We start from the raw sequence: 18,983 nt of genomic DNA, 5'->3' as shown, positions 1-18,983 counted from the left end.
CCACAAGAAACCCGCACCCAAAAGCGCCCCACCCAGCGGAGCGCTAAAGCGGCAACAAATCCGGCCGCTTGGCCGCCACGTGATCCCCCGAGCTCTCCCCCCGAATACGCCGCCCGATCCACGGCACCAAATACTCCCGCGCCCAGTGGATGTCGTCCCGCCGCAGGTCAAGCGTCCCGCGAGGCGGCAGCGGCGGCCACGCCTGGTCGGGATCGGCCGGCACCTCCAGGCCGATCACCTGCGCGGCACGCAACGCCACCCGCGTGTGCCCCTCGGCGGACAGATGCAGCCGGTCACCGTCCCAGGCCCGGCGGTCCTGCACGGTCTTGAGGGACCACAGGTCGAGCACGGGGCAGCCGTAGCGATCGGCGACCGCACGCACATGCATGTTGTAGGTGGCGATCTTGCCGCGCAGATGCTTGAGGACGGCGACGCCCCGGGTGTCGAACCCGGTGGTCACCATGACCGTGCCGACCGCAGACGACAGATCGACGACGGCCCGCTCGAAGCGCTCCGCCAGCTCGTCGGGGTCGGTGCCGGGCCGGATGATGTCGTTGCCGCCGGCGCAGAACGTCACGAGGTCGGGGGCCAGCTCCTTGGCGCGCGGCACCTGGTCCGCGACGATCTGGTCGAGGAGCTTGCCGCGCACGGCGAGGTTGGCGTACCGGAAGGTGTGCTCGGGTACCCGGTCGTCCAGCAGGACGGCGAAGCGATCGGCCCACCCGACGAACGTGCCGTCGGGGCCCGGGTCACCCACGCCTTCGGTGAAGCTGTCGCCGACCGCTGCGTAGGAGTTGAATACGCCGTTGTTGATGGGGTGATTGATGAAGGTTGTCGACTCTGCGCTCACGACGTCACATCCTTCACCTCCCTAAGTGACCTACGCCACCGTAGGGAGGGGTTGACGGTGCGTGAGATAAGCCACCGGTCAAGATTCATTCAAAGGCGGAATAAGCACCGCCCCCCACCGGCGTTCCTGACCGTCACACCCGCCGGAGCCGGAACACCCCCGCGTCCAGATCTCCCTCGAGCCCGGTCCGCAGCCCCCGCCGCATCAGCACCGCGCCCCGGTACGTCTTCCCCGTGTCCGGACAGGCATACGCCGCCGCCGGGTCGAGCCCGCGCAACCGTACCGGCGCCGGCTCCTCCCCGTACGACTGCGCCCGGAGCCAGGCCAGGACCACCGCCTCGCCACCACGGACGTACTGCACGGCGCTGAGGCCACCCTCCGGCGGCCGCAGCCGGTAGAGGTCGCCGAGCTGTACGACGGGCCGGATCTCCTTGTAGAGATCCACCCAGTCGCGCGCTTCGGCGAGCTCGCTCTCGCTCCACCGGGCGAGGTCTCCGCCGATCCCGAGCACCCCGGCCATGGCGCTCACGAACCGGAAGCGCAGCGAGCTGACACGGCCGTTGAGCTGGGTGTTGGGGCTGTCGGTGACCCAGGCGGCCATCACGCGCGCCGGGTGCAGCTGGCTGAAGCCGTGCTGGATGGCGAGCCGGTCCAGCGGGTCGGTGTTGTCGGAGGTCCACACCTGGTCGGTGCGGGAGAGGATGCCGAGGTCGACCCGGCCGCCACCGCCCGAGCAGGACTCGAAGGACACGCCGGGGTGCGCCGCGCGCAGCCGGTCCAGCAGGCCGTACAGATGCCGTCCATGGGCCCACCACAGCTCGCGTCCCACCGCGCCCGGTCGCCCCGCGTCCGTGAAGCTCCGGTTGAAGTCCCACTTGACGAAGTCGATGGGCGCGCTGGACAGAAGCGCGTCGAGCCGGTCCCACAGGTACGCGCGCACGTCCTCACGCGAGAGGTCGAGCACCAGCTGGTTGCGGAACTCCGCCCGGGCGCGGCCCGGTTGGTGCTGTACCCAGTCGGGGTGGGCGCGGTAGAGGTCGCTGTCGGGGTTGACCATCTCGGGCTCCACCCAGATCCCGAACCGCATGCCGAGGCCGTGCACCTCGTCGGCGAGCGGCTTGAGCCCGTCGGGGAAGCGGTCCGGGTTGGGCGTCCAGTCGCCGAGCCCGGACCGGTCGCTGACCCGGCCGCCGAACCACGCGTCGTCGACGACGAAGAGCTCGACGCCGAGCCCCGCGGCCTTGCGGGCCAGCGCCCGCTGCTGCTCCTCTGAGATGTCGAAGCCGGTGGCCTCCCAGGAGTTGTAGAGGACCGGCCGTACCGTGTCCGCGTCCGGGATGACGTGCTCGCGGTGGTAGGCGTGCCAGGCCCGGCTCGCGCCACCGAAGCCGTCCCCGCTCCACAGCCCGGCGAAGACGGGCGTGGTGAGCGCCGCGCCGGGCTCCAGGACGGTGACGCCGGCGTCGTCGTGCCCCATCCCGCCGCTGATCTGCACGGTGCCGTCGGGCAGTTGGTGCACGGCGATGCGCCAGGACCCCGACCAGGCGAGCGCGCAGCTGTACACCTCCCCGTGCTCCTCCGTGGCCCCCTCCGCGTCGAGCGCGACCCAGGGCAGATGCTGGTGCCCGGTGTGCCCGCGCCTGTTGCCGATGACCTTTTCGCCGTACGTGATGTCGGACCGCACCAGCCGCGACTCCGCCGCCCAGCGGCCGTGCAGCTGCGACAGGCGCCAGCGATCGCGCCGTGGCAGCGTCCAGGTCGCGGAGTCGGCACGCAGCACCTCCAGCGTCCGCGCCCCGTCGCCCTCCCCGTGCCCGCCCTCGTGAGCGAGGCGTACGGACCGTTCGACGACGTCACCGCGGAGCCGGTAGGTGAGGGTGATCCGCAGGTGGTGCAGCGGGTCACGGAAGTGGACCTGGAGCGCGTCACCGTCCACCGCCGATCCGGTGTGGCGCCACTCGGTGCCCCGGACCGTGTCGTCGCGAACGGACAGCGCGGGCCGCACGAAGCGGGGGCCGCCCTCCACGGGGTATTCCTCGCGTCCGTCGAGCGGCGACTCGAAGCCCCGCTCCGGGGGCGGCGGCTCGGCAGCCAGTGCCTCGGCGTCGGCCAGCGCGATCCGCGCCCCCCAGTACAGGTGCAGCAGCTCGTCCCGGTCCGTGAGCCCAAGGGCGTAACTGCTGGTGGGGCCCGACAGCAGCCACGTACGACCGTCGGCGCCGACCTCGATCATCAAACCCCCACAGAACCGGTCCCGGGATACGCACAAGCACGCGCGTGCACGCACATCTTCGCGGTCGCTCCGTCGATCGGGCAACGTCTGCGAAGGGGTGATCGCCCCGGAAACCCGTGTCGTATCGTCGAAGGCGCATTCACCGGCGAGCCGCGCCGGCAGCAGAGCCCGAGGAGAGCCCGTGACGCAGCAGGTCCCGCCCACAGAGCAGTCAGAGCTGTCAGAGCCCGAGCTGACCGGAGTGCGCAACTTCCGTGACGTGGGCGGACTGCCGACCGTGGACGGCCGCCGCGTCCGCCCGGGGCGGCTCTTCCGCAGCGGCCACCTGGCGCACGCCACCGCCGAGGACACGGCGTTCCTGACGTCGCTGGGTCTGCACACGATCTTCGACTTCCGCAACGCCGCCGACCAGCGCCTCGAGGGCCCGGACGTCGCGCTGCCCGGCGTGCGCAACGTGAACCTGCCGCTGACCGACCCCGCCGACGGCGCCGAGTTCTGGAAGATGGTCCGCGACGGCGATCTCGACCAGCTGCGCGCGATCCTGTCCGACGGCAAGGCCGCCGGCCGGATGTCCGCCTCGTACCGCACGATCATCAAGGAGCGCACGGCCGAGCACAGCCAGGTGCTGCACGCGCTCGCCGAGGACAGCGTGCCGGCGCTGATGCACTGTGCGGCGGGCAAGGACCGCGCGGGCCTGTCCATAGCGGTCACGCTGCTCGCCGTGGGCGTCGAGCGCGACGCCATCGAGGCGGACTACCTGGAATCGAACGCGGCACACCGCCGCTACAAGGTGCACCGCACGAGCGACTCCCCGAACGCGATGTCCCCCGAGGTCATGGAGCTGCTCAACCCGCTCTTCGACGCCCGCGCCGAGTACCTGGCGGCGGCCTTCGAGACGATCGAGCAGACCTGGGGCGACACGGACACCTACCTCTCGGAGGGCCTCAAGGTGGGCCCGCAGACGCGTGAGCGGCTGCGCGAGCGCCTCCTCGACTGACGCCGCAAGGGTTCCGTCACTTGTTCTGAGCGCCCAGTTCGAACAGCAGGTAGATGAAGGCCGCGAAGACGTGGCCGACCGCCACATAGATGATCAGCCGGACCCAGAGCGCCCGCGGGAACTTCTCCTCCATCGTGTTCTTGGCGGGCCGCTCCGGTCGGACGGGTCCCTGCGGCTCGGATTCGGTCATGTCGGTTCTCCCTGACTGGGGCCGCCGAGGCACAGCGCGGTGGCGGGGCTCTGCAGCAACGTATGGACGAAGAGGAGGTCGGCGCCGCCCCGCTCGGCGGCGGCGATGCGGTGCGGGGTCAGCGAGTCGAAGTGCGCGCTGTCCCCGGGCGCGAGGGTGTGCGTGGTGTCCCCGAGGGACAGCCGCAGCCGCCCCTCGATGACGTACAGCCACTCCTCGCCGGGATGGACGCGCACGATGTCGCCCTGCGCCCCGTAGGGGACGTGCACGCGCAGCGCCTGCATGCCGCGTCCTTGGGCGCCCGCCTGCCAGTACGTCCAGCCGCCCGCGCGGGTCGGCTCCATGTCCGCGGCGCGGACGATCGAGTCCCGGTCGGCGACCGTCTCCCCGAGCAGCTCGGAGACCGTCGTACCGTAGACGCGTGCGAGGGCGAGCAGCATCGGCAGCGACGGCTGGCGCTGCCCGGTCTCCAGGCGGGACAGATGGGCGGGCGAGAGCCCCGCGGTGCGTGCGGCGGCCTCCAGCGTGAGTGACGCGCGGCGGCGCAGCTCACGCAGCTGGGGCGCGACGGCGGGCAGCGCTTCGGCCGCCTCCGGCGGCTCGACGGGCTCGGCAGGGCTCATACACCGCATTGAGCCAGAGCCTTGCCCCTCGGGCAACTTTCTTGCCTAGGAGGCAAAAGCCCCCGGCTTTCCGATGCGCGGCCTCAGCGGTTGGCGACCGCCTGCTTCACCAGCGTCCTGCCGAAGTCCCACATCAGCCCGCCACCGCTGTGCGCCTCGTCCATGACGGCGGTGAAGGCCTCGACGAAGCGGTCCACCTCCCGCTCCCCCACGGTCAGCGGCGGAATGAGCTTGATGACCTCCAGATGGTCACCGGAGACCTGCGTGAGGATGCGGTGCTTCTGGAGCAGCGGTACGACGACCATCTGCGCGAAGAGCCCCTTGCGGGCTGCTTGCAGCATCGACCAACGCCCGCGCAGCTTCAGTGACTTCGGCCGCCCGAACTCGATGCCGACCATCAGGCCGCGGCCGCGCACCTCGCTCAGCAGCTCGTAGCGGTCGACCAGCGCGGCGAGCCGGGACTTGAGCAGCTCACCCGTCGTCCGGGCGTTCTCGACGACCTTCTCGTCCTCCATGACGGCGAGGACCGCGAGGCCGGCCGCCATGGCCTGCGCGTTGGCCCCGAAGCTCGCCGAGTGGACGAGGACGCGGTCCATCGACGAGTAGACCTTCTTGAAGATCCAGTCCTTGCCGAGGGTGGCGCCGACCGGCACATAGCCGCCCGACAGCGCCTTGGCGACGCAGACGAGGTCCGGCTCCACGCCTTCCTCGTGCTGGTAGGCGTAGAAGTCGCCGGTCCTGCCGAGGCCCGTCTGCACCTCGTCGGCGATCAGCAGCGCCTTGTGCCGGTGCAGCAACTCCTGGGCGGCGCGCAGGTATCCGGGCGGCGGCTCGTGGACGCCCTTGCCCTGGATGGGTTCGACGATCAGCCCGGCGACGTCTCCCTTGCGCAACTCCTCGCGCAACGCGTCCAGATCACCGAGCGGTACCGCCGTGTCGGGCAGCAGCGGCGCGAAGCCGTCCCGGAACCCGCTCTCGCCGTTGACGGAGAGCGACCCCGTGGTCAGCCCGTGGAAGGCGTGCGCGCAGTACAGCACCCTCGGCTTGCCCGTCGCGTACCGGGCGAACTTGAGCGCGGTCTCGACGGCCTCCGTACCGCTGTTGCCGAAGAACACCCGGTCCAAGTGCTGGCTGTGCCGCAGCAGTTGCTCCGCGAGCAGACCGGGCAGCGGCTGGCAGTCGAAGCGGGTGAGGTCGGCGAGCGAGGCGTCCAGGACGTCGTGCAGCGCCTTGCGGACGACCGGGTGGTGCCTGCCGAGACCCATCACGCCGAAGCCCGCCAGCATGTCGAGGTAGTCGTTGCCGTCCGCGTCCCAGAAGTACGCGCCCTCGGCCCGCTCGTAGACCTTGTCGAAGCCGATGGTGTGCAGCATGCGCGGCAGTTGGTGGTTGAGGTGCCGGGCGTGCAGCTCGTACCGCTCGGCGCCCCGCTCGGCGAGGAGGCGGCCGAGGTCGAACTCCTTGGTCATGCGCTGTGCTCCTTGCCTTCGCCCTGCTCCCCCGCGCTCTCCTTGACCGCCAGTGTGGCGCTGATCCGCCCCGCGATCTCGACCGGCGTGAGCCCGAGATCCGCGAGGACCTCGCCCCGCTTGGCGTGCGCGAGGAACTGCTCGGGGATGCCGAAACGCCGTACGGGTACGTCCACCTCCGCGTCCCCGAGCGCCAGCTCGACGGCGGCGCCCACCCCGGCGGCCCGGCTGTTGTCCTCGATGACCGCCACGACGCGGTGCCGTGCGGCGAGGCCGGGCAGTTCGCCGTCGACCGGCTTGACCCAGCGCGGGTCGACGACGGTGCAGCGCAGGCCGCGCGCCCGGAGCAGCTCGGCGGCCTGGAGGCAGACCGGAGCCATCACCCCGACCGCGACGAGCAGCACGTCGGCGTCGGGGGCGTCGGCGTCCCGCAGCAGCACGTCCATGCCGCCGATCCGGCCGAGCGCGGGGATCGCGGGGCCCACGGACTCCTTGGGGAACCGGAGCAGCGTCGGCGCGTCGTCGACCGCGACGGCCTCCCGCAGCTGCGCCCGCAGCTGGTCTGCGTCGCGCGGCGCGGCGATCCGCAGGCCGGGCACGACCTGGAGGATCGACAGGTCCCACATGCCGTTGTGCGAGGCCCCGTCCACGCCGGTGACGCCGGCCCGGTCGAGGACGAACGTGACCCCGCCGCGGTGCAGCGCGATGTCCATCAGGAGCTGGTCGAAGGCGCGGTTGAGGAAGGTGGCGTACACGGCAACGACCGGGTGGAGGCCGCCGGTGGCGAGCCCCGCCGCCGACACCGCCGCGTGCTGCTCGGCGATGCCGACGTCCCACACCCGGTCGGGGTAGGCCTCGGCGAACTTCTTCAGGCCGACCGGCTCCAGCATGGCGGCGGTGATGGCGACGATGTCCTCGCGCTCGGCGCCGATGCGGACGATCTCGTCGCCGAACACGGAGGTCCAGGAGGGGCCGTTGGCGGGCGCGAGGGGTGCGCAGGTGAGGGGGTCCATGACGCCGACCGTGTGGAAGCGGTCGGCTTCGTCCGCGAGCGCGGGCTCGTAACCACGCCCCTTCTCGGTGAGGCAGTGGATCAGGACGGGCCCGTGAAAGCGTTTGGCACGCCGCAGCGCCGACTCGACGGCGCCTATGTCGTGCCCGTCGATGGGCCCCACGTACTTGAGCCCGAGGTCCTCGAACATGCCCTGCGGCGCGAAGGCATCCTTGAAGCCCTTCTTGGCGCCGTGCAGGGACTCGAAGAGCGGCTGCCCGACGACGGGGGTGCGCTGGAGCACGTCCTTGCCCCAGGCGAGGACCCGCTCGTAGCCGTCGGTCGTGCGCAGCGTCGCGAGGTGGTTGGCGAGGCCGCCGATGGTCGGGGCGTAGGAGCGTTCGTTGTCGTTCACGACGATGATCAGCGGCCGGTTCTTCGCGGCGGCGATGTTGTTCAGCGCCTCCCAGGCCATACCGCCGGTGAGCGCGCCGTCCCCGATGACGGCGACCACGTGGCCCTGCTCACCGCGTACCTGGTGGGCCTTGGCGAGACCGTCCGCCCAGCCGAGCGCGGTCGAGGCGTGGCTGTTCTCGACGATGTCGTGCTCGGACTCCTCCCGCGAGGGGTAGCCCGAGAGCCCGCCCTTGCCGCGCAGCTTGGAGAAGTCCTGACGCCCGGTCAGCAGCTTGTGTACGTAGGTCTGATGGCCGGTGTCCCACACGAGCCGGTCGACGGGCGACTCGAAGACCCGGTGGAGGGCGATGGAAAGCTCCACCACTCCCAGGTTGGGCCCGAGGTGACCGCCCGTCCTGGCGACGGCGTGCACCAGGAACTCCCGGATGTCCTGGGCAAGTTCGTCGAGTTCGGCCTCGGTCAGCGCCTTCAGGTCGCGCGGCCCCCGAATGGTGTCGAGAATGGTCATGCTCGGGCCCCCTCTCTGGTTCGTCTCAGCTCACGGTGACGTCGGGCACCCCTGACGGGATGCCGTCGTTCTCCCTCTGGGCAGCGATCTTCATCACCTCTTCGATGAGGGCCTCCACGGCCACGCCGAGGTCGGCCTCACGCGCCCCACCGGGCCCGTTGACGACGCAGCCCGTCACCGCCACCTCCATGCCCTCCAGACCGGCGGTGACCTCTGACCGGCAGTTCGGGGACGTCCAAGGAGACGGGCCCACCTGGAGTCATGACGTCACCCGCGGTTTCCCGAGACCGTCTCGCGGGCGGCGCGCAGGGACTCCTTGAGCGACCCCATCGTCGCGAGGACGGCGGTCGGTTCGTAGCCGCAGTGCGCCATGCAGTTGGCGCAGCGCGGGTCCTTGCCGCGGCCGTACTTGCTCCAGTCGGTGTCCTCGATGAGCTCCCGGTACGTCGGGACGTAACCGTCGCTCATCAGATAGCAGGGGCGCTGCCAGCCGAAGAGCGAGTAGTTCGGGATCGCCCACGCGGTGCACGGGAAGTCCGCCTTGCCCTCCAGGAAGTCCAGGAAGAGCGGCGAGTGGTTCAGCCGCCAGCGGCGCCGGTTGCCGCCCGCGAAGGCCTTCCTGAAGAGCTCCCGGGTCTGCTCGACCCCCAGGAAGTGCTCCTGGTCGGGCGCCTTCTCGTAGGCGTAGGCGGGCGAGAGCATCATCTCGTCGACCTGGAGCTCGTCGTTGAGGAAGTTCAGCACCTCGATGATGGTCTGCGGGGTGTCCGTGTTGAAGAACGTCGAGTTGGTGGTGACACGGAAGCCACGCTTCTTGGCCTCCTTGATGGCCTCCACCGCCTCGTCGAACACCCCCTCCTTGGCGACCGACTCGTCATGCCGCTCCCGCATGCCGTCGATGTGCACGGCGAACGCGAAATACGGCGAAGGGCTGAACTTGTCCATCTTCTTGCGCAGCAGCATGGCGTTGGTGCAAAGGAACACGTACTTCTTCTTCGCCACCAACTGCCGCACGATCTCGTCGATCTGAGGGTGCATCAGTGGTTCGCCACCGGCGATGGACACCATCGGCGCACCGGATTCCAGCACGGCGCCCACGGCCTGTGCGACCGGCATGCGCTGCTTGAGCACACCGGCCGGATGCTGGATCTTTCCGCAGCCCTCGCATTTGAGATTGCACGCGAAGAGCGGTTCCAACTCGACGATCAGCGGGAACTTGTCGCGCTTGCGGAGCTTCTGTTCAAAGAGATACGTAGCGACCTTGACGGTCTGGCGCAGCGGCATGGCCATCTGGCTCACCTCCGGGGGAGCAAAGAAGAACGGTGCCATTCGAAGAAAGCGGGGAGCACGGCACGGAGAACGCGGAACGCTGATATTCCACCGCGCACCGTGCCGATGCGGACCAGTTCGTGCTGCGGGGCGTCCACGACCACCCGGACGGCGGCAACGGGCCGCCGCCCGGCGCGCGCCGCGCTGTGCAGCGTCGCTGCGGACTCCATGTCCACGGCGATGGCGCCGGTGGCCAGGAGCGCGCCGCGCTCGGGGCCGCGGACGACGTGGTCGGAGCCGGTGAGCGGCCCGGTGTGCACGGTGCGTCCGGGCAGGGCCCGCACCAGCTCCTCGACCAGCAGTCCGGTTCCGGTGCAAGGGGTGCTGCCGCGCCCGTCCCTGGTCTCCTCGGCGACGACGAGGTCGCCGGGGTGCATGCCGGGGGCGAGCCCGGCGCAGAACCCGGTCGCGAGGACGGCCGCGTCCCGCAGCGGCTCGGTGCCGAGCGCCCCTCTGACGGCGCGCTCGGCGTTGAGGGGGCCCATTCCGGTGCGCAGCACCGTCATGGCTCCCGGGGCGCCGCTGCGGTCGCCGGTGCGCAGGGCGAGGCGCTCGATGCCGAGCGCGCAGGCGATCAGCAGCGGTGCGGGGCCCGGCCTGCGAGCCGGGGCTCTGCCCATCAGCCCCCCTTGGCGAAGTGACCGGAGCCGTCCGCGAACGGTTCTCCGTTGACGTATCTGCCGAGCGCGGTGAGGGGGAACACCTGCCGGTAGAGGTGGTAGTTGATGGAGAAGTCCCAGGGGAAGCCGGTGCCGGTGAAGTACGGCTCGTCCCAGGAGCCGTCCTCGGCCTGCGTCCGGGCCAGCCATTCCACGCCCCGCCGCACCGACGCGGCCTCGCGCTCCCCCGCCGAGAGGAGGGCGAGCAGCGCCCACGCGGTCTGCGAGGCCGTCGAGGTGCCGTGGCCGACCCAGCCCCGGTCGCGGTAGGAGCGCAGGTCCTCGCCCCAGCCGCCGTCGTCGTTCTGTACGGACTCCAGCCAGCGCACGGCGCGGCGGATCGCGGGGTGCGCGGCGGGCAGCCCGGCCGTGATCAGCGCGGGCACCACCGACCCTGTTCCGTACAGGTAGTTGACGCCCCAGCGCCCGAACCAGGCGCCGCTGGGCTCCTGTTCGGCGAGCAGCCACGCGATGCCGCGCCGGGTGCGCGGGTCGTGGGATCTGCCCTCGACGGCGAGCATCTCCACGACGTGCCCGGTGACGTCGGCGGAGGGCGGGTCGATGACCTCGCCGAAGTCGCAGAACGGCAGCCGGTTGGGGAACGGGCTGGTGTTGTCGACGTCGAAGGCTCCCCAGGCGCCGTTCTTGGACTGCATGCCGAGGTTCCAGCGCACTCCGCGCTCGATCGCCTTCTCCACGCGCTCCTGGTCCGGGTGCGCGACCCGGCGCAGCGCGAGGGCGACCTCGGCGGTGTCGTCGATGTCGGGGTAGTTGTCGTTGTGGAACTCGAACGCCCAGCCGCCCGGGGTCAGTTCGGGCCTGCGCACCGACCAGTCGCCGGGCCGTACGACCTGCTCGCCCAGCATCCAGTCGGCGGCCTTGACCAACTGCGGGTGATCGGCGGGCAGTCCGGCGTCCGCGAGGGCGATGGTGGCCAGGCAGGTGTCCCAGACGGGCGACTGGCAGGCCTCGATCATCCGGGCGCCGTCCTCGCGCCAGACGGCGAACCGGTCCAAGGAGGCGAGCCCGGCCTTCAGGATCGGATGCCCGAGGTCGTAGCCGAGCAGGTGCAGCGCGATGATCGAGTAGACGGCGGGCGGCTGGATGCCGCCCCAGCAGCCGTCGTTCTCCTGCCGCTCGATGATCCAGCGGGCGGCGCTGTCCATCGCGGCCTTGCGCAGCCGGCGGGGCGCGACCTTGTGGTAGGCGTGCAGCGCCTTGTCGAGCCGCTGGAAGACGCCGTCCCAACTCGTCACCGGGGCAGCCGGCTTGACCGGGTTCGGATCGCATGCGTCCCGGTGCAGCTCGTCCAGTGCGAAGGGCGCGGGGCGCACGGGCCGCTTGGCGGAGACGATGGTGAGAGGCACTATGGTCTGCCGGGCCCAGCAGCCGAAGTCGTAGATGTTGAGCGGGACCCACTTCGGGAAGTAGATGAGCTCCGGCGGGAGTTCGGGCAGGTCGTCCCACTTCCACCAGCCGAACAGGGCGAGCCAGATGCGGGTGAAGACCCGGCTCGCGGCGATGCCGCCCTGCTCCCGGATCCAGGCGGCGGCCTTGGCCATGTGCGCCTCGTCGGGCCGGTCCCCGGCCAGGCGCAGCGCGACGTACGCCTCGATGGTGGTGGAGAGTTCGCCGGGGCCGCCGAAGAAGGTGGCCCAGGTGCCGTCCTCGCGCTGTTCGCCGCGGATGAAGAGCGCGGCGGCGCGGGTGGTCTCCTCGTCCCTGATGCCGAGGAACTGCCGCAGGAGGAGGTCCTCGGCGTCCATCGTCACATTGGTCTCGAGGTCGCCTTTCCACCATCCTTCGGCGTCCTGCCGGGAGAGCAGGAATTCGGTGGAACGTTGTATGGCGCGCGCGGCGATGTCACGGGTGTCTGTCGCCGTGGTGGTCGTGGCGGTCGTGTGGGCGGGCTGGCTGGCCGAGGCTGCGCGGGGCGTCACCGCTCCGGTGCTTCCGTCGGTCGTCGCTGTCATGGCTTCCCCTTCGTGCAGTCGGTTCCTCTGCTCTGGGTCCGCCGTCGGCCGACGCGCTGGGCGCCGGCCGGCGACTGCGAGTCATATACGGGCGATAGTGATCATCTCTTTCGTACGACGACGAAGTCGGCGAGCGCGACGAGCTGCGCCCGGACCCGGTCCGGCATCTGGACGGTGTCCAGCGCCCCGATGGCGATGGCGTGCTGGCGCCGGGCCTCCTCGGCGGTCCACGCGCGTCCCCCGGCCTCCTCGATCAGGGCGGCGCGCGCGGCGAACTCCTCCTCGGAGAAGCTGTCGAAGTCGTTGCTCTTGGCGTCGGCGGCGAGCAGGTCGCCGAGGCGCTCGGAGGCGGGGCCGCCCGCGGCGAGCGCGGCGACGACGGGCAGGGACTTCTTGCGCTGACGCAGATCGCTCCACGTCTGCTTCCCGGTGGCGTCCGGGTCGCCCCAGATGCCGAGCAGGTCGTCGACGGCCTGGAAGGCGAGGCCGAGGTGGTAGCCGTACTTCTCCAGGGTGTCGGCGGTGCGGTCGTCCGCGCCGCCGAGTACGGCGCCGATGGAGACGGCGCAGGCGAGCAGGGCGCCGGTCTTGTTGCCCTCCATCTCCAGGCACTCCTCGACGGTGACCCGCTCGCGGTGCTCGTAGGAGATGTCCTGCGCCTGGCCGTCGATCAGGGCGCGCGTGGCGGTGGTGAGGCGGCGCGTGGCGCGGCCCGCCTCGACGGTGCCGATCTCCAGGAGCACCTCGTTGGCGAGCGCGAAGAGGGCGTCGCCGACGAGGATGGCCTGTGCGGGGCCGTGCACCTTCCACACGGTGTCGCGGTGGCGGCGCTGCTCGTCACCATCCATCAGGTCGTCGTGCAGCAGCGAGAAGTTGTGCACGAGCTCGACGGCGACGGCCCCGGGGACGCCGACCTCGGGGGCCGCGCCCGCGGCCTCGGCGGAGAGCAGGGCGAGCGCGGGGCGCACGGCCTTGCCGCCGTCGCCGTCGGACGGGTTACCGGCGGCGTCGATCCATCCGAAGTGGTAGGCGGCGACGGTGTCCATGGGAGGCGCGAGGCGGTCCACCGCGGCCCGCAGCACCGGGGTGGCCAGGGTCCTTCCGCGTTCGAGCAGTGAGGTCACGTCCACCGTGTCGGCAGCCGTTTCGGCCGAGGGCACAGTCGGCACAGTTTCTCCTCTTGTTCCGGTTGTCCCGGTTGTTCCGGTGCGGGTTCGCTGGGGACCTGACCCCAGGAAGTCGAGCTTCACGCCGCCGCCTCCTCGAATGCGAAGAGGTGATCACGGGGGCGGTCGAGGGCGGAGAGGGCGGCTTCGGCCGCGCTGATGCCGCTGCGTACGGCGCTTTCCATGGTCGCGGGCCAGCCGGTGGCGGTCCACGCGCCCGCGAGGTAGAGGCCGCGCGCCTTGGTGCGGGCGCCGGGCCGCAGCCGGCCGACGCCGGGGGTGGGTGCGAAGGTGGCCGTGCGCTCGCGGGTCACGAAGAAGTCCCGCACCTCGGCGCCGTGCGCGGCGGGCAGCAGCCGCTCGAGCTCGGGGAGGTAGCGTTCGCGCAGCGCGGCGACGGGCGCGTCGATCTCGTCGTGCGCGGCGGACTGGGAGAGGGCGAGGTACTGCCCCTCGGTGAGGCCGGACGCCTCGGTCCGGTCGAAGACCCACTGGACGGGCGTGCCGAGGGCGGCGAAGAACGGCCGCTTCAGCACCTTTCTGTCGTAGACGACGTGGACGTTGAGGATCGGCGCGTTGTCGATGTCGAGGAGCCGGTCGGGCTGGTCGAGCGCGCCGTCCGGGAGCAGGTCGTGCGCCTCGTGCTGCGGCACGGCGAGGACGACGGTGTCGGCGTCGATGGCCTCGCCGGGCACGTCCACGCGCCAACCGCCGTTCCCCGTACGGGAGATGGAGGTGACCCGCGCCCTCAGTTCGGTGCGCACGCCCGCGGCGTCGAGCGCCTTGCGGGCCAGCGTGTCGTGCAGTTCGCCGAGGGGCACCCGGGACCAGCCGATGTCGGCGGCGCCCGGGTCGGAGAGCAGCCCGGTCTTGAACACCATCGCCGCGAGTCCGAGCGAGGCGTCGCCCGCGACGGCGTTGAGCGTGGCGACTCCCACGAGGTCCCACAGTGCCTCGATGGCGCGCGGCGACTGGCCGTGCGCGGCCAGCCAGCTGCCGAAGTCCTGGCCGTCGAGCACGGGATCGGCCGGATCGAGCCCCTTGAGGGCGAGCGCCGCGCGCCCCACCTGGGCGCGTTCGGCGACCGACAGATGGGGATAGGTGGCGAGGCTCGCCGCCAGGTGCAGCGGCACGGGCAGCGCGGTGCGCCGCAGCCGTCCGAGCCGGCCCCGGTCGGCGTCGAGCACGGGCACGTCGAGACGTTCCTGCAAGGGGGCGAGGTGCGCGCCTCCCACGCGGTCGAGGAACCACCGGTAGGCGTTGCAGCAGCGCAGGTAGACGTGCTGGCCGTTGTCGACGGTCAGCTCGCCGCGCCGGAAGGAGAACGCGAGTCCGCCAAGGCGCGGCCGCCCTTCGAGCAGCGTCACGCGCAGCCCGGCGTCGGCCAGCGAGAGCGCGGCGGTGACACCGGCGAGTCCGCCGCCGATCACCACGGCGGCCGCCCCACCAGGGCGGCCTTCGGCGTCCGCGGTCAGCCCCTCGGGCCGCATGTCGTCGCTCTTCACGCACCCTCCTTTTCGGCCGTTGCAGTCAGGGACGCGACCTTGGAGCGGAGGGTTGCCCATCGGTTCGCGAGGGTCGTCCCTGCTCCCCCACGACCACTCCGGTCGCGCGTCACGCACGCCTCCTGACGGTCTGCCGTGAGACGTTCCGCGCGTCGAGACCGGACAGGCCGCGCACGGCGACGTACGCCTTCTCGTGGCCCGGCAGTGAGACGCGGCCGCGCAGGACGGCCTCCGGTTCCCGCTCGATGCGGTCGAGGAGGCGGCGGTAGATGCCGGCCATGGCGGCGACGCAGGCACCGCTGCGCCGGTCCAGCATGGGAAGCAGCCGGTAGCCCTCGGCGAACAGGGCGCGGGCGCGGCGGACCTCGAAGTGGACGAGGCCCGCGAAGTCGGATCCGGCGGGCGGCTCGGAGCCGGAGAACCCGGCGGAGCAGCCGAATTTCGCGAGGTCCTCGGCGGGCAGATAGGTCCGCCCGCCCTCGGCGTCCTCGCGAACGTCCCTGAGAATGTTGGTGAGTTGGAGCGCGAGGCCGAGCGTGTTGGCATACTCCGGCGCGCGCTCGGCATGGAGCGCCCCCCGTTCCGTACCGAACACGCCGAGGGAGAGCCGCCCGATCGCCCCGGCGACGCAGCGGCAGTACGCCTGCAGGTCCTCCCAGGTCTCGTACGTCTCGCCGCGTACGTCCATCAGAACGCCGTCGATGAGTTCGTCGAGGCCGCCCATCGGGATGGGGAAGTGCGTGGCGGCGTGCGCGAGGGCGACCGCCACCGGGTCGGTGTCGTCCTCGCCCACGGCGTCCTCGCGGATCCGGGCGAGGAGTCGGCGCGTTTCGTCGAGCCGCTCCGCCTTGACCTGCGGCGCGAGCGCTCCGTCGCCGATGTCGTCGACGCGGCGGGAGAGGGCGTACAGCGCGGACATGGCGCGCCGCTTGGGCGCCGGCAGCAGCCTGATGCCGTACGCGAAGTTCCGCGCCTGCTGTCCGGTGACGGTCTCGCAGTAGCTGTACGCGGCGAGTACCGGCGCGGACACGTGCTGGTCCGGCTCCACCTCCCGGCTCACCCCTCTCCTCGCAGAACCGCCCCCGCCTCGCGCAACAGGCGGGGCCTGGTGGGCTTGGGCGGACCGGGAAGTACGTCGTGTCCGGCGGCGGAGATCGCCTGGACGGCCGCCCTCCCCCCTGCCACGAAACCGGCCAGCAGCAGCTTCAGCCTGCCGTGGACGCTACCCACCAGGGGGGTGCCTTCATTCAGGAGGCCGCGGGCGCGTTCCGTTTCGTATGCGACCAGTGCGCGCACCGATGCGCCTGCTGTGGGCGCGGCCAGGTCGGCCTCGCTGACGTGGAAGAGCGACATGTCCTCGATGGGCAGGTAGATGCGGTCGCGTCGCAGGTCCTCGGCGACGTCCTGGATGTGCTCGACGATCTGGAGGCCGGTGCAGACGGCGTCCGAGCGGCGGAGGCGTTCGGGGGTCTCGGTGCCGGTGATGGCGAGGACCAGGCGGCCGATGGGGTTCGCCGAGAGCGCGCAGTACGCCACGAGGTCGTCGTACGTCTCGTAGCGGGAGACGTGCTGGTCCTGGCGGTTGGCCGCGATCAGGTCGAGGAAGGGGCCGGGGGTGAGGACACCGCGCTCGGCCGCCGGTCCCAGCGCCCGCACCAGCGGATGGCCCGCGACGCCACCCGCGAAGACCGTGCCCAGGTCGGCCTCGACGGCGTCGAGCATCCGCAGCGGGTCGCGGGCGTCGGCCGGGTCCACACCGAGGCAGCGGGCGTGACCGGCTGCGGGGGCGAGGTCGCCGTCGCCGATGTCGTCGATGAGCCGCACGACGCCGTAGACGGCCATGAGCTCCTCGCGCCAGGCACGGGGCAGGAAGAAGGGGGCCACGGGGAAGTTCTCGTGCGCGGCCTTGTCGAGGACGGCGGACGCATCGCGGAGCCGGAGATCTTCCGTAGCCATTGCCGTCACATCTCCCGTTCTACACTGCCGACCCAATACATCCTATTTCGGACACGCCGCCCAGCCCTGGCCGAGACGGGCCGTGGCCCGGCCGGGGCGCCGCGCGATATCGCCCCACTTGCCGCGAATCAGCACCGGTACAGCTTACGTTGTACAACCCCGCACGCATCGTCGGGGTGTTCGGCACATCACAACAGCACACCGATTGGCGTCAACCTTCCCCGTACGCCGACGAGTTGGGAGCCGGGTGGGGCGCGGCGGGACCGGAGACACGGCAGGGCCCCGCCGGGAAGATCCCTGCGGGGCCCTGCCGCCGAACGAGTACGTCCGCGATGGCGCAAACGGACTACTTGCCCGTGAACTTCTCGTACTCCTTGATGACCTCGTCGGTCGGGCCGTCCATGCGCAGCTCGCCGCGCTCCAGCCAGAGCACGCGGTCGCAGGTGTCACGGATGGACTTGTTGTTGTGGCTGACGAGGAAGACCGTGCCGGCCTCCTTGCGCAGCTCCCGGATGCGGGCCTCGGAGCGCTTCTGGAACTTGCGGTCGCCGGTGGCCAGGGCCTCGTCGATCATCAGGACGTCGTGGTCCTTGGCCGCCGCGATGGAGAACCGCAGGCGGGCCGCCATACCGGAGGAGTAGGTCCGCATCGGCAGGGTGATGAAGTCGCCCTTCTCGTTGATCCCGGAGAAGTCGACGATCTCCTGGTAGCGCTCCTTGATCTGCTCGCGGGACATGCCCATCGCGAGTCCGCCGAGGATGACGTTGCGCTCACCTGTCAGGTCGTTCATCAGGGCCGCGTTCACACCGAGCAGGGAGGGCTGGCCGTCGGTGTAGACCTTGCCCTGCTCGGCGGGGAGCAGGCCCGCGATGGCGCGCAGCAGGGTGGACTTGCCCGAGCCGTTCGAACCGATCAGGCCGATGGCCTCGCCGCGGTAGGCGGTGAAGCTGACGCCGCGCACGGCGTGCACCTTGCGCACACCGCGCTCCTCGCCGCGCCGGAGGATGCGGCTCAGCGCGGAGGTGGCGCTGCCCTTGCCCGTCTTCGCGCCGTTGACGCGGTAGACGATGTGCAGCTCGTCGGCGATGACGGTGGGGATGTGCCCCTTGTCGAAGTTCTTGCCGGCGCTGTCCGCGGCACTCTTGTCGGCGCTCTTGTCGTCAGCCACGGCCGTACCGCTCCTCAGCCTTCCAGAAGTACACGAAGCCGCCGACGGCGAGCAGCACGGCCCAGCCGAGTGCGACCGCCCAGACGTGGTTGGGCAGGTAGTCGTTGCCGTAGCCGTCGATGAGCGCGAAGCGCATCAGGTCCATGTAGATGGCCGCCGGGTTCCACTGGAGCACGTCCGCGATCCAGGCGGGCTTGCCCTCCAGCATGACGGGGATGGAGAACATCACGCCGGACGCGTACATCCACGTACGCATCACGAACGGCATCAGCTGCGCGAGGTCGGGGGTCTTGCTGCCCAGCCTGGCCATGATCATCGCGAGGCCGGTGTTGAAGAGGAACTGCAGCGCCAGGACCGGGATGATCAGCAGCCACGACAGCCGGGGATAGTGGCCGAAGCCGATCGTGATGACGAACAGCACGATCATCGAGAACAGCAGCTGCTGGAGCTGCTGGAGGGAGAACGAGACCGGCAGCGAGGCGCGCGGGAAGTGCAGCGCGCGCACCAGGCCGAGGTTGCCCGAGATCGACCGGACGCCCGCCATCACCGAGCTCTGCGTGAAGGTGAAGACGAAGACGCCCGTCACGAGGAACGGGATGTAGACGTCGCGCTCGAAGCCCCGGTCGGCCTCCAGGATCAGGCCGAAGATCAGGAAGTAGACGAGCGCGTTCAGGAGCGGCGTCGCGACCTGCCACAGCTGGCCGAGCTTCGCCTGGCTGTACTGCGCGGTCAGCTTCGCCTGGGAGAAGGCGAGGATGAAGTGGCGCCGTCCCCAGAGCTGGCGGACGTACTCGAAAAGTCCGGGCCGTGCGCCGCTGACGGTCAGACCGTACTTGGCGGCGAGTTCGGCGCGGGAGAGCCCGTCATCGGGCGGCGGTGTCGACGGGGATGCTGTCACCGCGACTCCGCCGTCATGCGTTGTCTCACTCACGAGTGGAAACTTTCGTCT

At 71.0% G+C, this 18,983-nt stretch carries 16 protein-coding genes and 1 pseudogene; 1 reads left to right on the top strand and 16 read right to left on the bottom strand.

What is annotated here, in order from left to right; all coding sequences use genetic code 11:
- Positions 1–43: 43 nt before the first annotated feature.
- Positions 44–850, bottom strand: a complete 807-nt coding sequence (locus tag KKZ08_RS34235) for an SGNH/GDSL hydrolase family protein (protein ID WP_223778123.1) — start codon at positions 848–850, stop codon at positions 44–46.
- Between the two features lie 133 nt (positions 851–983).
- Positions 984–3,083: an alpha-galactosidase gene (locus KKZ08_RS34230; protein ID WP_223778122.1), complete on the bottom strand. Its 2,100-nt coding sequence runs from the start codon at positions 3,081–3,083 to the stop codon at positions 984–986.
- Between the two features lie 181 nt (positions 3,084–3,264).
- Between KKZ08_RS34230 and KKZ08_RS34225 the strand changes: the two genes are divergently transcribed.
- Positions 3,265–4,080 carry a tyrosine-protein phosphatase gene (locus KKZ08_RS34225; RefSeq protein ID WP_223778121.1) on the top strand — a complete coding sequence of 272 codons (816 nt, stop codon included), beginning with the start codon at positions 3,265–3,267 and terminating at the stop codon, positions 4,078–4,080.
- Between the two features lie 16 nt (positions 4,081–4,096).
- Here KKZ08_RS34225 and KKZ08_RS34220 read toward each other — a convergent pair whose 3' ends face one another.
- The 14 genes and pseudogenes from KKZ08_RS34220 to KKZ08_RS34155 form a co-directional block, all read right to left on the bottom strand.
- Positions 4,097–4,213, bottom strand: coding sequence for a DUF6126 family protein (locus KKZ08_RS34220; RefSeq protein ID WP_223779306.1), 117 nt, complete (start codon positions 4,211–4,213; stop codon positions 4,097–4,099).
- Positions 4,214–4,266: 53 nt separating this feature from the next.
- On the bottom strand, positions 4,267–4,893 hold the full coding sequence (locus tag KKZ08_RS34215) for an XRE family transcriptional regulator (protein ID WP_223778120.1): 627 nt from the start codon (positions 4,891–4,893) through the stop codon (positions 4,267–4,269).
- An 83-nt stretch (positions 4,894–4,976) separates the two neighbouring features.
- Positions 4,977–6,362: an aspartate aminotransferase family protein gene (locus tag KKZ08_RS34210; RefSeq protein WP_223778119.1), complete on the bottom strand. Its 1,386-nt coding sequence runs from the start codon at positions 6,360–6,362 to the stop codon at positions 4,977–4,979.
- A complete protein-coding gene (gene dxs, locus KKZ08_RS34205; RefSeq protein ID WP_223778118.1) occupies positions 6,359–8,278 on the bottom strand; it encodes a 1-deoxy-D-xylulose-5-phosphate synthase in 1,920 nt (639 codons plus the stop codon). The genes KKZ08_RS34210 and dxs overlap by 4 nt, the downstream gene beginning before the upstream one ends.
- A gap of 25 nt (positions 8,279–8,303) precedes the next feature.
- Positions 8,304–8,492 (bottom strand): annotated as a pseudogene (locus KKZ08_RS34200) (flavodoxin-dependent (E)-4-hydroxy-3-methylbut-2-enyl-diphosphate synthase); the annotation flags it as partial.
- Positions 8,493–8,545: 53 nt separating this feature from the next.
- Entirely contained in the window at positions 8,546–9,568 is a 1,023-nt protein-coding gene (gene hpnH / locus KKZ08_RS34195) for an adenosyl-hopene transferase HpnH (RefSeq protein WP_223778117.1), read from the bottom strand.
- A gap of 5 nt (positions 9,569–9,573) precedes the next feature.
- On the bottom strand, positions 9,574–10,227 hold the full coding sequence (locus KKZ08_RS34190) for a 1-hydroxy-2-methyl-2-butenyl 4-diphosphate reductase (RefSeq protein ID WP_223778116.1): 654 nt from the start codon (positions 10,225–10,227) through the stop codon (positions 9,574–9,576).
- A complete protein-coding gene (gene shc, locus KKZ08_RS34185; protein WP_223778115.1) occupies positions 10,227–12,239 on the bottom strand; it encodes a squalene--hopene cyclase in 2,013 nt (670 codons plus the stop codon). The genes KKZ08_RS34190 and shc overlap by 1 nt, the downstream gene beginning before the upstream one ends.
- 101 nt (positions 12,240–12,340) lie before the next feature.
- Positions 12,341–13,399, bottom strand: a complete 1,059-nt coding sequence (locus KKZ08_RS34180; RefSeq protein WP_223779305.1) for a polyprenyl synthetase family protein — start codon at positions 13,397–13,399, stop codon at positions 12,341–12,343.
- Positions 13,400–13,485: 86 nt separating this feature from the next.
- Positions 13,486–14,895, bottom strand: coding sequence for a hydroxysqualene dehydroxylase HpnE (gene hpnE / locus KKZ08_RS34175; RefSeq protein ID WP_223779304.1), 1,410 nt, complete (start codon positions 14,893–14,895; stop codon positions 13,486–13,488).
- 124 nt (positions 14,896–15,019) lie between these two features.
- Positions 15,020–15,970 carry a presqualene diphosphate synthase HpnD gene (hpnD, locus tag KKZ08_RS34170; RefSeq protein WP_223778114.1) on the bottom strand — a complete coding sequence of 317 codons (951 nt, stop codon included), beginning with the start codon at positions 15,968–15,970 and terminating at the stop codon, positions 15,020–15,022.
- Complete coding sequence (gene hpnC / locus KKZ08_RS34165) at positions 15,967–16,866, bottom strand: squalene synthase HpnC (RefSeq protein WP_223778113.1); 900 nt, start codon at positions 16,864–16,866, stop codon at positions 15,967–15,969. Before hpnC ends, hpnD begins: the two co-directional genes overlap by 4 nt.
- Before the next feature lie 346 nt (positions 16,867–17,212).
- The gene (locus tag KKZ08_RS34160) at positions 17,213–17,965 is read right to left on the bottom strand and encodes an ABC transporter ATP-binding protein (RefSeq protein ID WP_223779303.1); all 753 of its coding nucleotides are present in this window, start codon (positions 17,963–17,965) and stop codon (positions 17,213–17,215) included.
- 61 nt (positions 17,966–18,026) lie between these two features.
- Positions 18,027–18,965 (bottom strand): ABC transporter permease, encoded by a 939-nt coding sequence (locus KKZ08_RS34155; protein WP_223778112.1) that lies wholly within the window; start codon positions 18,963–18,965, stop codon positions 18,027–18,029.
- Positions 18,966–18,983 lie beyond the last annotated feature (18 nt).

This window comes from Streptomyces sp. 135 (assembly GCF_020026305.1).
GTDB lineage: Bacteria > Actinomycetota > Actinomycetes > Streptomycetales > Streptomycetaceae > Streptomyces.
This window is presented reverse-complemented; position numbering and strand designations above follow the sequence as displayed.

Coding starts and splice junctions, on each gene's coding strand:
- KKZ08_RS34230 (WP_223778122.1), bottom strand. CDS start 3,083: ATGATCGAGGTCGGCGCCGACGGTCGTACGTGGCTGCTGTCGGGCCCC.
- KKZ08_RS34220 (WP_223779306.1), bottom strand. CDS start 4,213: ATGGAGGAGAAGTTCCCGCGGGCGCTCTGGGTCCGGCTGATCATCTAT.
- KKZ08_RS34215 (WP_223778120.1), bottom strand. CDS start 4,893: ATGAGCCCTGCCGAGCCCGTCGAGCCGCCGGAGGCGGCCGAAGCGCTG.
- KKZ08_RS34210 (WP_223778119.1), bottom strand. CDS start 6,362: ATGACCAAGGAGTTCGACCTCGGCCGCCTCCTCGCCGAGCGGGGCGCC.
- dxs (WP_223778118.1), bottom strand. CDS start 8,278: ATGACCATTCTCGACACCATTCGGGGGCCGCGCGACCTGAAGGCGCTG.
- hpnH (WP_223778117.1), bottom strand. CDS start 9,568: ATGGCCATGCCGCTGCGCCAGACCGTCAAGGTCGCTACGTATCTCTTT.
- KKZ08_RS34190 (WP_223778116.1), bottom strand. CDS start 10,227: ATGGGCAGAGCCCCGGCTCGCAGGCCGGGCCCCGCACCGCTGCTGATC.
- shc (WP_223778115.1), bottom strand. CDS start 12,239: ATGACAGCGACGACCGACGGAAGCACCGGAGCGGTGACGCCCCGCGCA.
- hpnE (WP_223779304.1), bottom strand. CDS start 14,895: ATGCGGCCCGAGGGGCTGACCGCGGACGCCGAAGGCCGCCCTGGTGGG.
- hpnC (WP_223778113.1), bottom strand. CDS start 16,866: ATGGCTACGGAAGATCTCCGGCTCCGCGATGCGTCCGCCGTCCTCGAC.